This is a genomic window from Bradyrhizobium canariense (assembly GCF_900105125.1).
Taxonomy (GTDB): Bacteria; Pseudomonadota; Alphaproteobacteria; order Rhizobiales; family Xanthobacteraceae; genus Bradyrhizobium; species Bradyrhizobium canariense_A.
The window spans coordinates 4057296-4070264 of sequence record NZ_LT629750.1 but is presented as its reverse complement, the minus strand read 5'-3'; the positions used below and the strand labels follow the sequence as shown (position 1 = coordinate 4070264).

15 protein-coding genes and 1 pseudogene are annotated in these 12969 nt (G+C 55.7%); 7 read left to right on the top strand and 9 right to left on the bottom strand.

Features of this window, described 5'->3' with window-relative positions; translation table 11 throughout:
• Positions 1–541 precede the first annotated feature (541 nt).
• The 3 genes from BLV09_RS19445 (at position 542) to BLV09_RS19440 (ending at position 2191) form a co-directional block, all read left to right on the top strand.
• Positions 542–1432 (top strand): hypothetical protein, encoded by an 891-nt coding sequence (locus tag BLV09_RS19445; RefSeq protein ID WP_146688507.1) that lies wholly within the window; start codon positions 542–544, stop codon positions 1430–1432.
• Between the two features lie 140 nt (positions 1433–1572).
• The gene (locus BLV09_RS37390) at positions 1573–1749 is read left to right on the top strand and encodes a hypothetical protein (RefSeq protein WP_167558809.1); all 177 of its coding nucleotides are present in this window, start codon (positions 1573–1575) and stop codon (positions 1747–1749) included.
• A 229-nt stretch (positions 1750–1978) separates the two neighbouring features.
• A complete protein-coding gene (locus BLV09_RS19440; protein ID WP_146688506.1) occupies positions 1979–2191 on the top strand; it encodes a hypothetical protein in 213 nt (70 codons plus the stop codon).
• Here the strand turns inward: BLV09_RS19440 and BLV09_RS19435 are convergent.
• Positions 2184–2366 (bottom strand): hypothetical protein, encoded by a 183-nt coding sequence (locus BLV09_RS19435; RefSeq protein WP_146688505.1) that lies wholly within the window; start codon positions 2364–2366, stop codon positions 2184–2186. The genes BLV09_RS19440 and BLV09_RS19435 overlap by 8 nt on opposite strands.
• A gap of 429 nt (positions 2367–2795) precedes the next feature.
• Here BLV09_RS19435 and BLV09_RS19430 point away from each other — a divergent pair, with 429 nt between their 5' ends.
• Positions 2796–2984, top strand: a complete 189-nt coding sequence (locus tag BLV09_RS19430; RefSeq protein WP_146688504.1) for a hypothetical protein — start codon at positions 2796–2798, stop codon at positions 2982–2984.
• Here the strand turns inward: BLV09_RS19430 and BLV09_RS19425 are convergent.
• A complete protein-coding gene (locus BLV09_RS19425) occupies positions 2969–3292 on the bottom strand; it encodes a hypothetical protein (RefSeq protein WP_146688503.1) in 324 nt (107 codons plus the stop codon). The two genes, BLV09_RS19430 and BLV09_RS19425, sit on opposite strands and share 16 nt — an antisense overlap.
• Before the next feature lie 65 nt (positions 3293–3357).
• Positions 3358–3621 (bottom strand): annotated as a pseudogene (locus BLV09_RS19420) (AAA family ATPase); the annotation flags it as partial.
• Between the two features lie 210 nt (positions 3622–3831).
• Between BLV09_RS19420 and BLV09_RS19415 the strand changes: the two are divergent.
• On the top strand, positions 3832–4176 hold the full coding sequence (locus BLV09_RS19415; RefSeq protein WP_146688501.1) for a hypothetical protein: 345 nt from the start codon (positions 3832–3834) through the stop codon (positions 4174–4176).
• A gap of 169 nt (positions 4177–4345) precedes the next feature.
• Here the strand turns inward: BLV09_RS19415 and BLV09_RS19410 are convergent, their stop codons facing one another.
• From BLV09_RS19410 to BLV09_RS19385, 6 genes are all read right to left on the bottom strand, one after another.
• Entirely contained in the window at positions 4346–4609 is a 264-nt protein-coding gene (locus tag BLV09_RS19410; RefSeq protein ID WP_146688500.1) for a hypothetical protein, read from the bottom strand.
• Positions 4610–5079: 470 nt separating this feature from the next.
• Entirely contained in the window at positions 5080–5907 is an 828-nt protein-coding gene (locus tag BLV09_RS19405) for a WecB/TagA/CpsF family glycosyltransferase (protein ID WP_146688499.1), read from the bottom strand.
• On the bottom strand, positions 5904–7067 hold the full coding sequence (locus tag BLV09_RS19400) for a glycosyltransferase family 4 protein (RefSeq protein WP_146688498.1): 1164 nt from the start codon (positions 7065–7067) through the stop codon (positions 5904–5906). The genes BLV09_RS19405 and BLV09_RS19400 overlap by 4 nt, the downstream gene beginning before the upstream one ends.
• 263 nt (positions 7068–7330) lie before the next feature.
• Complete coding sequence (locus BLV09_RS19395) at positions 7331–8317, bottom strand: NAD-dependent epimerase/dehydratase family protein (RefSeq protein WP_100384021.1); 987 nt, start codon at positions 8315–8317, stop codon at positions 7331–7333.
• A gap of 226 nt (positions 8318–8543) precedes the next feature.
• Entirely contained in the window at positions 8544–9698 is a 1155-nt protein-coding gene (locus tag BLV09_RS19390; RefSeq protein WP_146688497.1) for an acyltransferase family protein, read from the bottom strand.
• Positions 9685–10602 (bottom strand): acyltransferase family protein, encoded by a 918-nt coding sequence (locus BLV09_RS19385; RefSeq protein WP_146688496.1) that lies wholly within the window; start codon positions 10600–10602, stop codon positions 9685–9687. The genes BLV09_RS19390 and BLV09_RS19385 overlap by 14 nt, the downstream gene beginning before the upstream one ends.
• 359 nt (positions 10603–10961) lie before the next feature.
• Here BLV09_RS19385 and BLV09_RS37385 point away from each other — a divergent pair, with 359 nt between their 5' ends.
• Both BLV09_RS37385 and BLV09_RS19380 read left to right on the top strand, forming a co-directional pair.
• Positions 10962–11240, top strand: coding sequence for a hypothetical protein (locus BLV09_RS37385; RefSeq protein WP_167558808.1), 279 nt, complete (start codon positions 10962–10964; stop codon positions 11238–11240).
• 277 nt (positions 11241–11517) lie between these two features.
• A complete protein-coding gene (locus BLV09_RS19380) occupies positions 11518–12894 on the top strand; it encodes an O-antigen ligase family protein (RefSeq protein WP_146688495.1) in 1377 nt (458 codons plus the stop codon).
• The last annotated feature ends 75 nt before the right edge of the window (positions 12895–12969 follow it).

Here is a 12969-nt window from a genome sequence, read left to right as displayed (position 1 = left end):
CTCGACGCGCCCGCCGAATCCACGATTGGAGGCCGGAAAACCTGGCCTGTTGGGACGTAGAGTCCTAGTCGTTGCCGAGGTATGGCGACGCGCAGGCGAGCTTTGTCCGCGCAGTTTGTCCCGGCGCATGCCTCCGCGGACTTCTCATCAACGATGGCGTATCGATGAGCGCATGGCGCTGAACGAAGACCGCCGTCTCAGCAATATAAAGGGGTAGTCGACTGACAATGATCGAGATGATCTCGGTTGAGCAGGCCGCCGGTATGAGATCGACGTGGCCTGCAACTGTGCCAACTGGCTTTGAGCGCGAGCAAGCCGGCTGGGTCCGCTCGCGTGGCGTCGATATTGATTTGCACTGGTCACCCGCCTGCCGAGAAACCGCGTTGTGCCGTCATTAACCATGGAACGAGCTTCTCGCGGTGAAGGACCAGACCCTTAACGAGCTCTCAACATCCTTACACAATAGATGGTCGATCAGCGCCAACGATATGACTCAGCAAGAACTGCGAGCGGAATTCAGCCTCTAAGGAGGAGGGAATACGTGAGGACGCTTCTCGTCGGCGCGCTGGCCGCGACCTTGGTCGGCTGTAGCTGCCCTTTACGACAGCAAGCCGACGCTAACTCATGCGCAGACCTGAACGGTTACCGCTGTTTCGACAGGACGGTTGCGCGTGATCCGATTGAGCCAACGCCAGTGTCATTCGAGACCGATTCCGCGCCGCTAGAAATAAAGCCCGCGATCGCGGTGAAAACCGAAAAGCCATCGTCTGCTCGCGCCAGCGACAGGGCCGGCCATCGCGACTTGAAAATCGCGAAGTCCACTGTGATCGCGGCGAAAGTCGAACCTCCGGCATCTCGCATCCCACTCTCGACGCCGACACCTGCCAAAATTGAGCCTGCTAAAATTGAGCCTGCCAAAACTCGTTCATTGGATGGACAACTGCCGGCAAGTAACACCGCTGATGATGCCGTTGCGAATTCCAACACCCGAGCGATACGGGAGCAGGTGGAGTCCGCCACGGCGGTCGCGGAGCTACTGACAGTTGCCACTTTGGATCACGCGGAAACCCATACTGATGGCCAAGAGACCGCCTCCGAGCAGCCAAACAAAACGGACCTTGTGGTTTACCTGCTCATTGCGCGTCCGGAAATTAAGTTGGTATCCGATCTAACCAGTAAAATCATTGCGGTAGATGAAGGGCATTCTGGGTCCGGCGATAATGTCAGGATTGCGATCGCGGCAGCGGGCGCGCCTGAAGTCAAACTGAGCGGCAGTCAGGCGAATGCCGTCGACCGGGTCTTTAGTGGAGAAGTGGCGGCTGCCGTTTTGACTGCGGTATCTCCGGAAGCAGCCGAGTCGTTTCCCGATGTCCCAGGCTACAAGATATTTCGCATACCGCTCTCGCCTCGTTCATCGAAAGCACGACCCTAGCATGGTGGAAAAGATCGCAAGGTAGTTCGGCCAGTTCGTTTTTTTCATCTGAACTTTTTGTGTTCAGCGCTCGGAATACGGTGCGTTGCAAAACCATTTTTGCGTGATAAGAACCCGGCTCACAAAAATCGGAACCGGAAATGAAAAAGAAGAAATTAGTTCGTCGGGCATGGTCGACGAGTGATGTGCGCGAATTGAAATCGCTGGCAAAAAAGAAGGCCGGCGTTGCAAAGATATCCAAAGCGTTGAAGCGAACAATTGGTGCAACTGCTGTTAAAGCGCACCAGTTGGGTGTGAGTCTCGATACGCGGGGATGAAATTCTTGCCCGAGTGCCTTGTCCCGCCCGCAAATTGATCTTGCCTAAAATCTAGGTCTGGATTTGAGTGGGGGGGGCGCGTCCTTGGCGGGCGGCCGTGTAGCAATCCACGCCGCTCGTAATCTTTGTTGCTGAGCCGCTGTCGGTGATCCCGGCAGCGGTTTTTGCTTTTTGTGCCTGCCTGTGAGGGGTAGGGTGGTACAGCGATAGCTTCGTGATTCGAGGCGCTATGACGACACAGCAAACAACTCAGCACGAAATTCGGAATTTGGAAAAAGAGCTTCACGCTTTCAACGATCGAATTGTGGAACTTCAAAAAGAAGGTCATCGCGGTCATGCAATGGAAGTTTTGAAGGCGAACGCTATCGATTTAGCACGTCAGATTGATGAGCTTCGTTGCCTGCTAGTTGAACCTGCCAAGAACGACAAACGAGCTATATAAACGCCTCAGGTTCCCAATCGGCGCTCTTCAAACGCCGTTCTTCACCGGCCAGAAACAGGCCATGCCGTTTCAAGAATGCGGCCTGCGACTCAAAGGTTGGCGAGTCGTTTGGATCAATAGCAACGCCCTTGAATTCGTTGCTGGCGTAGCGGTCGTCAATCGGGCTGCCGTACACGTCAACGGCTATGCCGGTGTAGTAACTTACTTGCGCTTGGCTAATCCAGATGGCGGGCAGGCCATAGGAGAACGTTGGTGCGTATGCGAGCGCTTCAGACGCGGGCGTTCCGGTACCGCCCAGCCGCTGACGCGGTTCAATAGCCTCATATTGCCAAAGCGGGCAGGGCGCGTGCCTGGGTAAAGTTTGACATGCTCTGCCACAGTACGCTCGGAATGTGCGGTCCAGAGCGCTGAAAATCCTGATTCGATCGGGGAATGCTTTTTGTGTGTGTTGGGTTGGACCGCTCGCGGGGCTAGTCTCAACCTACCTATTTACCCCTCTGCCGGTATCTTAGGGTCTGCATATTGCACGTCGATCCAAGGCACAACGGCATTGGAACCGGCCAGCACAAGCGACGTTGATCCGTCAGCCCAGGAGGTTTGTGCGATGCCTAGCCGCCCACCTGCCATAACCGTCTTTGCTATCGCGTTGGTGGTGGTGCTCGTCGCAGCCATCGCGACGACGATGCAGCACGTCAACCTGAAACAGGCCAGCAATGATGACGCACCCGGCACCATCGGATTAGCGCATCACCACGCCCCGTTGGATATTGCACCGGGTCAAGCGGTGCGATGATTGCCGCATATCCCTGCCGGCTGCCCGTTGCCATGACCGGCAGGGATCGCGACGCACAACTGGCCAGCAAGCTCTTTTGCTAACTTGACTAATCGGTTGGCGTTCTTCGTGATGCGATCAAGCGTTCGCGTTAGCTCTCGTGACGCGCCATCAAGCAATATCAATCCACGATCTGACGATTCCTTAAGCGACTTCTCAACGCTGGCATCAATCATGCGGGCGTACGAGTACGGACACTTTCCGAAATTTACGATCGAAATTTCCTCGATTGCGGCGTCGGTTATAAAACGAACGTCATAGTCATCCACGCGCTTTACGATCGACGCTATTGGTCTGTATCCGATCGACACTGCCGGACGCTGATACTGTGCAATCATGTGCCGCAGGGCGTACCGTCCAACTCCGACAGTTGCCTACCGGCATGGCGGACGATCGTTTCTAGCCGCCTGTGCAGTTCGTCCGCTTCGTCTTCCGCGCCATAGTAGAGATATGGGCCCTCGGATACATCGTGGCCGAACCACTGCGTTTCCAGTGACGACGCTGCGATTAGCTGCAAGATGACCTCCGCTTTACCAGAACCACCAGCGCCGCTCAGATTTGTCACCGTGCGGTGTGGTATCCATCCTTCAACGAACCATTGCCTTTCTGGTACAGCCTTTCATGGTAGGTACGAAAAGAGACCGCAACTGGAACGAAATGGGATCGATACTTCTAACGAGGTAGGTGACGTGATGGAACGCCTCGCGAACGGCAGCGGGAACAATCTAGTGGCGCGATTGTGGCTTCGAGTAACGGTCAAGACGGAAACGACGACTGACGCCACGAGCCAGGCTCATAACGGCAGGAAATGCTGTGTTTTGCTGTCGGCTGTCCTGACTGGCTCGCTCTCCCGCTACCACAGCGCATGCAGCAGGCGGGTGTTCTTGAGTTCAATAACCTTGTTGAATATGGCAAGAAGCAGCCATCCGACTTCGGCAAGTTCATGGTGGATTGGGGCACCAAGCAAGACCCGCGCGCTTTCGTCTATGATTTGATGACGAAAGAGCAGCAGGACAATCTGAAAAAGAACCTGCCTCCAGCAGAACTCAATAAGATCCGGAATGGAATGAACATAGCTGATCGTCATGGTCTGCTCGGGGATCTTCATCAGCGAGCGAGGACATTCTCGACCGATACTCACGGGATGATGTGAACGCCGCGCCTCCCGCGTCATAATGGATGTATCCCGAGGGGCGATGTCTGAACGCGTCTGGGTTTAGCCCAATGATCGCAAAGGTCAATAAAACGAGCTTTCGCGAGGCCAAGTTCGTCTCGCAGTTTGTCAGCAGACAATACGACCGCGGCAAAACCGTTCCTAAGACCTACCCCACGCCAGCTTGCGGGCCGATCACACCATCCTGTTTAATAAATGGCTTGATGGGGGTTGGCTTAGATCCGGACAGCACAAACCAATCCGTTGATTTGCGTGCCTCAAACCTCAGGACTGATTGTTCTGCTTTTCTGACCTGATCGCGCAGCTTCGTCAGGTCGAGCAGCTGAGCTTTGAAATTGCCTGCCGTCTCGGCGATCAGCGCTAGTCGTATGTCGCACATGTCAGCAAGAAGGCTCTCCGGAAGAGAACTCATTTGGAATCCCCATACTTGAAATGGACGCGGGAACTACAAAAGGGGGTATAGGACACTGCCAGCTCGCAAGCCACTACCTCAAAAGAGGTACAAAAAGGGGCAAATACCGATTTGTTCGTTCTGCCGCTGCTCAGTTTTACCTCCGAAGGGTAGGCCGGGCTGCCGGTTCTCGCCGGTGAGTTTTCTCAAGGCGAAGAGGCCGCCAACTGACGCGGCGTTACGGCGGGGCGATCAAGATTATATAGAGCAGGCTGCAAGCCGACACGGTGCACCAAAGGACCGAGGCGGCGACGAGCAACGTCTCGCGGGTCATCCGGCAAATCGAATGCGATGCACTCTGCGCCGCATTGGCACTGGCGAATCTGATTTCGTCGTACTGTTCGAGGAAATAATGTTCCTCGGATTGCGGAATCGATCCGCTGCGGACTGACTATCAGCGGCGTCCAAATGCAAAATGCCGCGCGCAAAACTCACCAGTCCCGTGCGTAGGATTTCCATCCGGCAACCTGCTGCAGCGCCCGCGCTACAAACATCGTGTTATAGACGAGATAGCGGTGAGCAAGCCGCCGAGGCTCCATCATGAGGCGGAATAGCCACTCGGAGCCGGAACGCTGCATCCATCGCGGCGCCCGGGGCTGTGTCCCCGCGACGATATCGAAAGCAGCTCCCACGCCAATCAACGCAGCGGCTTGAATCTTGCCGACGTGTTGCGCGACCCACTTGTCTTGCTTTGGGCATCCAAGCCCCACCCAGACGTAGTCGGGACGTGTTTCATTGATAGCTCGGATATCGGCGTCGTCTTCCTCAGGTGTTAGCGGCCGGAATGGAGGCGACCGATACCCAGCTATGGTCATGCCGGGGAAGCGCTCCGCGAGGCGCGAAATCATGGCCTCGATGGTACGAGGACTGCTGCCGTAAAAATAGTGCCGGTGGCCATTTTGACGTGCCCTTTCGCACATCGCAAAGAATAGATCTGGCCCGTTGACGCGGCCTGCATTGCAATAGCCGGAACGCTGGCACCACCAGACAAGAGGCATCCCGTCCTCTACCGTCAGGCCAGACCGGTTCAGGGCGCGTCGAACCTCGGGATCTCGCTGAGCTTCCATCAGGCCGTGAACCGAAGTGCAAAGGATGTATTCGCGGCGTCCCTCAGTTCGCCATCCTTCCAGTACGTCGATGGTTTGCGTGAGATTGACCGGCGAGACGCCGACTCCAAGAATGTTCACCCTGGGAATTACGCTCGGGACGCTCGTCGGCTGGCGGTAGCTGCTTTCGCATGGGTCGGCCAAGTAGGTCATGGTATCAGTCCTTTCTCCACCGGCTTCGGATGATCATGTTGGGGCGCGAACAGGTCGGCATGAAGCTGCTCGAGTCGGGCCACATAGCGACGAGCGTCGAATTTCTCGAGGAAGCGGGCACGCGCGCCCCTCGACAGCCGGGTGCGAAGACTCTCATCTTCAATCACGCGGACCAATGCGTCGCCGAGCGCCGCGATATCTCCGGGCGGCACCAGTATTCCCGACACCTCCGGCTCGATCACTTCCAAATGTGCGCCGACCGGGGTCGTGATCACGGCGAGGCCATGCGACAGGCCTTCCAGCACCGACATCGCCAGCCCCTCGGCGTAAGAGGGAAGAACGAGGACGTCGGCACCGGTGCACAGTTCGCTCACGCGCCTCTCATCGACCCAGCCTGGAAAGCTTAGCGAGTCCAGAATGCCGAGGTCTTTCGCGAGAGCACGGTACTCGTCGATTGGGCCATCTCCAGCGAGCGTCGCTTGCCAGCGCAGGTGTTTTACGGCTGGGCTGGCGAGGGCCTTCAGCAGCTCTGCCACACCCTTTCGAGCGCTGAGGTATCCCAGAAAGAGAAGCTGACACGGCTTTCCAGGGATCGGACGTCTATCGGGACTCGGGCCGGGATCGGGGACAGCGTTATGAAGGACGACCATGCGGTCCTTGCTCAGCTGGAGCGTTTGGGAGACCAATTCGAGGTCTCGCCGCCCGAGTACAACGACTGTCTCCGCTCTGCGAAACATCGTTGTGATCAGCTTTTGAAGAAACTTCCTCTGGCCGCGATAATACTCAGCGTAGTTGTAGTCATGGACATGCAGGACGTAGCGCAATCCGAACGCCCGGCCGATCGTCAGAAGAATGAGCTTTCGAATGGTGCTGCCGCGACCTGCGATGTTGACGTGCGCCACACAAGGCGACGAAAAACACGCGCGAGACAGGATGAGAATGGCACGGCCAAAATAAGCGATCGAGCCGATAATATGCGGCGGTGAAGCCCCAAGATACCACGGGCCACGCGAGTCAATGACCCGGTAACGCAATCTTTGTTCGGTGTCCTGGCGGGCTTGGAGGAAATAACCCATCTGGCGACCGATGCCACCACCATGCTCCAGTCCGCCTGACACAACAATAAACACGGTCTGCGCCGGAGGACTATGAGTGTCCACGTCAGCTCGCCTTACAAAATCAGATGCACAGTCCACTAACGTGCTCCTGCCCGCTCGGTGCGTTTCGTGCAGTTCGCCGCTGTCGCGCCAATCCACGGCGACACGACGCTAGATGGACGGCTTCCATTCCGACCGAGTGTCTCGAGCTGCGACGCCGTCGAATCCTGTCCAGACGAGCTTGATGTCTTTTGAGCACAACGGGCGACACGGTCTGACGCAGAATTTCGCTTCAAGCGAACTGGACACGCCATCGCAGTGGTCCCTCAGGCCACCCGCCTCGTGGCGATGGTAATGCTCGCAGCTTGCGCCGCTATCCACTGGTAAGTGGGCTCAAGCCCTGCGCGGAGCGACCTGCTCGGCCGCCAGCCCAGCTTCTCGCTGATGAACCTGTTATCGGAGTTACGACCTCGCACACCCTGCGGCCCGGGTACGTGTTTTTTGCCAATCCTCTTGCCGGCGATATCAGCCACCTGGTCCACAAGCTGGTTGATGGTGACCATTTCCTCCGAACCAATGTTGACCGGTCCAACGAAGTTCGACCGCAACAGCCGCACGGTACCTTCGATACACTCGTCGATATAAAGGAAAGACCGCGTCTGCTGGCCGTCACCCCAGACTTCGATCTCTTCTCCGCTGCTCGCCATCGCGACCTTGCGACAGACCGCAGCCGGGGCCTTTTCACGGCCTCCGGTCCAGGTCCCTTCTGGCCCGAAGATGTTATGATAACGAGCGATGTGGGTTTGCATCCCGTAGTTTCGCCGGTACGCCATGTACAGGCGCTCGCTGAACAGCTTTTCCCAGCCATACTCACTGTCGGGCGCTGCCGGATAGGCCGAGTCCTCAGAGCATTTCGGGTTGTGCGGATCTTCCTGGTTATAGGCGGGGTATATGCAAGCCGATGATGAGTAGAAGATCTTTTTGACGCCGCGCTTGTGACAGGCGTCGAGTACGTTCAAATTGATGGTGGCTGAGTTGTGCATCACGTCGGCGTCGTGCTCGCCGGTGAAAATATAGCCGGCGCCCCCCATGTCGGCGGCGAGCTGATACACTTCATCAAACCGGCGGTCGACGATAGCGCGGCAAAACCCTTGGTCTCGTAAATCGCCTACGACGAAATCGTCGGCATGGGTCTCCGAGTACTCATGAAATTTCAGATCGACGCCGCGAACCCAAAATCCGTCCTGCTTGAGGCGCTTGACGAGATGACCGCCAATGAAACCACCTGCTCCGCAGACCAGAGCGAATTTCATAATCCACCTCTATTATTATGTTGAAAATTAAAATTCGAAAATAATCATATAAAATTTAAAGTCAACCATTTATTCTGGGTCAAATTAAATGGTCACGAATTAATATTTGCACCTATTAGTCGAAGGCGCTGACCTTGCTCCTCGATCCAGATTCGTTCTGGCCTGACCAGGACCGGAGTGTGAAGCGCAGCCCTTCCAGAAAGGCCGTCGTCCAATTGGTGGACGTCTACGGAACGAGCGAACGGTCGGCATTCGGAGCCAACGGCTGCTGCCACGTGGCCATAGGGTACGACGCGGCGGCCGGCAGAGGATGAGGCTCGTTTCCTGCCAACCTGGGCCGAAGGGTAACCGGCGATAAACGGTTCCTGGGCCGCAGCCACCGTTTCTCAATCAGGTGCCACGACAGGACTGCGTAAATCAGGCAGGCCAGCAGAGCTATGACCGCTCTTAGAATCGGATTTCCGGGCAGCACGCTGAGAGCGGCGAACGACAGTATGATCGGGAAATGAGATACATAAAGCCCGTAAGAGAAATCCCCGTATCTGGAAATGTTGCCCAAGTATGGAAGCGCATCGCAGACGTAGATCACGACGATAGCAAGCGAGATTGGATAGAGTGCGTAAGCGCCCAGCCAATTACTGACTGCCAAGCCTAGCACCGCGAGGCCGAGATAAACTGATGCGTGCCGACGAAAGGTCTCTGAGCAATACTCCAGCAATCCCCCAGCCATGAAGAACGAAAGCTGACCAGGCAGCTGGCTACCCCAGTTATCATAGACCGGCAGCTGCTTTGTTACCGCCATGTGATGCAACGTCATTTTGAATATAACGGATAGCAGATACAAAATAACCGCAAGGATCTCGAATCGCAAAAATTTTCGAGCAAAGAAAACGATAAGCGGCACACTGATGTAGAACATCGCCTCGATTTTCAGCGTCCAGAGTGCACCGTTCAGGAAATGGATCTGACTATTTTCGAAAACCCCAGGCAGCGAATTTTGCCTGAAGGACATGAACAGCAAATTGTAAATCAGATAACCAAGCGTTGGAGAGCTGAAATATTCCTTCGGCGACGTCGTTGTAACGAACGCGCCCCATATAACGGTCGCAACGATGACCGCGACCAAAGCGGGATAAATACGCCGAATACGGTTACTCCAATAGTCCGCATGCGATTTCGATCGCCTGAAGCTGCGGAAAATCAGGAATCCGCTGATTACAAAGAAACAGTCAACGGCCTTGGCACCGTCAAAGTGATTGAGTGCGATCTGCAAGGGCCCATAATTGCCGGGCAACATCCACGTCAAATGACCGAGAACAACGGTCATCGCAAGAAACAACCGGACCGCATCGAAGTTGTTTTGCCGCTTATAGTCCAACATTGTGGGCGCCGCGGTTGATAATCAAAGGCTTCTTTCCGGCTATCGCGTGCAACATCGGTTTTTCGACGAAAATGTGCACTGCAAGCCCGGCCCCGGCCGCGACCACCATGGCGACCGGTACGAACCATGCCGACGGTACTCGCCAGACTTGCAGGAGCATGGTGAGCGTCACTCCGTGCACGAGATATGTGGAGTAGGACGCGTCGCCGAACGGCTCCAGGAATTTAACCGACCTTGCGAGACCTTCCGGTTCGCTGAAACCACATGACCGCCACAGCCAGGCTAGTCCGATCCCAAGCACAAACCAGAGTGTGATCGGAGAGCTCAGATACGATAAAATGCCAGGCTGCAAAACCGGGCCGATCAAAGTGAAGAGGCCGAGTGCAACTGCGACCCCCCACAACGCCACTTTGCGCGGGAGTGTCAGGGCCACCGCAAACAGGACATAGAACATCATTTCGTAGTTCAACGTCCAGCCTTGGCGCAATATGGGCGCCCAGCCAACATTCTCGGCGTAGTACGGAATGAAAAAGAGCGATTGCAGCAATTCCGGCAATCCGGCGGGCACGGTATCGTTTGCCGAAGCCCTATGGAAGACAATAGCGCCCATCGTGGCAAGCCAATAGAGCGGCACAATTCGAACGATGCGTCGCCGCATGAACTGCTGCGCAGCGCCGGGCTGCCCGAAATCATCCCAGCTGATGTGGGCCATGATGAAACCGGAAATGACGAAGAAGATGTAGACACCACTGCCGCCGAGCGCCCAAGCGAAAGACGTAACCGGGTTTGATGGTTCACCATGGGTGACAGCAATCAGGGCATGGTCCGCAATGACTAGCCAAGCCGCGATTGCTCGGAGCGCCTGGAGAAAGCAAAATTTGGTGCCAGGCTGCGCAGGCCTCATTGGCGAGATTCCAGCTAGCGAACATTAAATCAGAATTATTTAAATGCGATTATAAATTATATATATGCCAGCGACTTCGGCGTCAACCGGGGGAGCGCAACTCGTCGAGGTATTGCGGGCGGCGGGCGAACTCGGCTTCAATTGCCGGAATGGAGCGTAAAACCGGCATGTTCGCGACAATTCGGCGCCCCTACCAGTTGTAGCGTCCTTGGTTAACGAACCCAGGATGGGTCAACAATTTAATCCTCAGTAATTTAATACTTTAATAATTTGCCAATATGCATTAAACCGTGCCGTGTCCTCCGGCGATTGTTGGACTGCCTGGTTCAACCCCGTAGGACTGAGACAAGCGGATAGTTATGAACGCGGCATCTCATGACGGCGACCTCAAAGTCCATGGCGACATCCGGCCTCTTGTTGGACGTCAGTTGCCGCCAGATACCGACGTCTTGGCTCAGTTTTTGGGCCGCATGGCGGAACATCGGTCAAGGGAGTGGGCATGGGGAGCACTATACAAACACCATCCGGAATCTGATTTCATTTCTAAACACGCGGACGACACGACGCTTACAAGCTTCGCAAAGCGCAATAATTGGACTGCCTTTGCCAGCCTTTGCCACGCATGGGTGATGAAGTGAGGCCGTCCAAATTCTTCTTTGGAAGCCAGCGGGAAGCTCGTTGCGCCTCGCGAGCAGGCCAAAGCGGGCGCACCGATGCGCGCATCGGTTTGGCGGTTCGGCTCCAGGGCGCCGCACGGCGGTGGGCTTTACGCCACGAATACGCTGAAGAGCGTTCGCCGGATCAGACTCGGCCGTTTTGGAATTGTCCGCAGATAGTATTGTCCGCAGATAGTTCCGCGCTGACAGCCTCAGATGGGTTGGCGCATCGAGATCGACGCAAAGAGGAAACCTGGACGTGAAGCAGCGCAACCTATTGCTGGCGGGCCGGCCTAGAGATGCCCTGAATGTCACGTGCACGGCAAATCCAGCTAAATCAGGCTCAGTGAGCCTCGTAGTCTACGCTGCCTCGGCTTGCTTCCTGTTACAATCCATGAGCTTCTTTGGTGTCATTGACAAGCTTGTGTATGGCCCCGTGTCGTTCGGAAGGGGCGGAAATGAGATCACCGTGACGGTGAATTTGCTTGGCATATGCGTCAGCATTTTTCTTTTCTGGACGGGCATGCGCAAGACAGCTGTCGCTCGTTTCAATAAAGTTCTTCCGCTGCTGGCAGCGAGCTTACTGCTCGTCTCAGCTCTCTGGTCTGTTCAGCCGATGCTGACTTTGACTCAGGGCACCGCATACTTTTTTGTGGTTGTTGGTGCTATTGGGATCGTGCAGGCTGTAGACCGCGATGATCTGATCGATTTGTTCAGCTGGGCCTGCGCTTTGTCCGCAGTTGCATCGCTTCTTTGGCAGTTCGTCCTGTCCCCTGCGCCTGCCTTCGATGGAATGGAACCAGACTTCGCCGGGATATTTACGCAGAAGAATGTGCTCGGGCAAGTCATGGCAGGAGGGGTGCTTGGCGCACTTCATGGCTTGCGGGTCGGGAAAGGACGCTTTAGGTCCATCTGCATCATCGCGTTGTGCACTACCGTCGCCTTTCTGAGCCAATCATCCACAGCGATGGTCGTAATCGCCGCGCTTTTATGCTTCGACTTCCTTGGCAGGCTTTATTTCAAGGGGAACGCAAGCCGAGCAATAAGCATCTGCTTGTTCATCAGCTGCTTCCTGGCTCTTTTCTGGTTATCGGCCAACGAAGACTTGATCTGGGAGTTTCTCGGCAAGGACGCAACCCTGACGGGGCGAACCCAGTTATGGTTGTACGTCATCGACAGTATAAGCGAGAAGCCGCTGTTCGGTTGGGGATTTGCCGCATTTTGGGTACCTGGAAATCCCGTGGCTTTGCAAATCGGGGACGCGGTGAATTGGACTGTCGTTAGCGCGCACAATGGCTTGCTCGGGCTTTTACTGGACATTGGAGTAGTTGGGGCATCTCTCTTCATATTTCTGTGGGCGCGAAATCTCGTCATGGCCCTAAGGTGCATGAATGGTCCGGCACAACAATTCGGACTAACGTCGGTGCTTCTTCTCATGACAATTCTGTTGATCGCGACAAGCGAGCAGGTGCTTCTTTCGCCTCAGCACATCTGGACGGCTCTGTTCTTCATGACGGGATTTATCTGTGAGAAGGAGTTGCGGCTTACGGTTGGTGTTTCCCGGCCAAAGATTACCAGTCCCGCTACCCGAAGAGCCGTGGCGACCTCGGGCTCCCGCAGCCCGCTTGGGCGGTGATGACCCTGCAAATGTGTAACAAGTCATCTTCTTGAGCCGTCTCGTGCGAGCACGTCTTCTGGATCAGCAAAGACG

Coding starts and splice junctions, on each gene's coding strand:
- BLV09_RS19390 (WP_146688497.1), bottom strand. CDS start 9,698: ATGTTGGACTATAAGCGGCAAAACAACTTCGATGCGGTCCGGTTGTTT.
- BLV09_RS19415 (WP_146688501.1), top strand. CDS start 3,832: ATGCTGTGTTTTGCTGTCGGCTGTCCTGACTGGCTCGCTCTCCCGCTA.
- BLV09_RS19430 (WP_146688504.1), top strand. CDS start 2,796: ATGCCTAGCCGCCCACCTGCCATAACCGTCTTTGCTATCGCGTTGGTG.
- BLV09_RS19385 (WP_146688496.1), bottom strand. CDS start 10,602: ATGAGGCCTGCGCAGCCTGGCACCAAATTTTGCTTTCTCCAGGCGCTC.
- BLV09_RS19405 (WP_146688499.1), bottom strand. CDS start 5,907: ATGACCTACTTGGCCGACCCATGCGAAAGCAGCTACCGCCAGCCGACG.
- BLV09_RS37385 (WP_167558808.1), top strand. CDS start 10,962: ATGAACGCGGCATCTCATGACGGCGACCTCAAAGTCCATGGCGACATC.
- BLV09_RS37390 (WP_167558809.1), top strand. CDS start 1,573: ATGAAAAAGAAGAAATTAGTTCGTCGGGCATGGTCGACGAGTGATGTG.
- BLV09_RS19395 (WP_100384021.1), bottom strand. CDS start 8,317: ATGAAATTCGCTCTGGTCTGCGGAGCAGGTGGTTTCATTGGCGGTCAT.
- BLV09_RS19440 (WP_146688506.1), top strand. CDS start 1,979: ATGACGACACAGCAAACAACTCAGCACGAAATTCGGAATTTGGAAAAA.
- BLV09_RS19410 (WP_146688500.1), bottom strand. CDS start 4,609: ATGAGTTCTCTTCCGGAGAGCCTTCTTGCTGACATGTGCGACATACGA.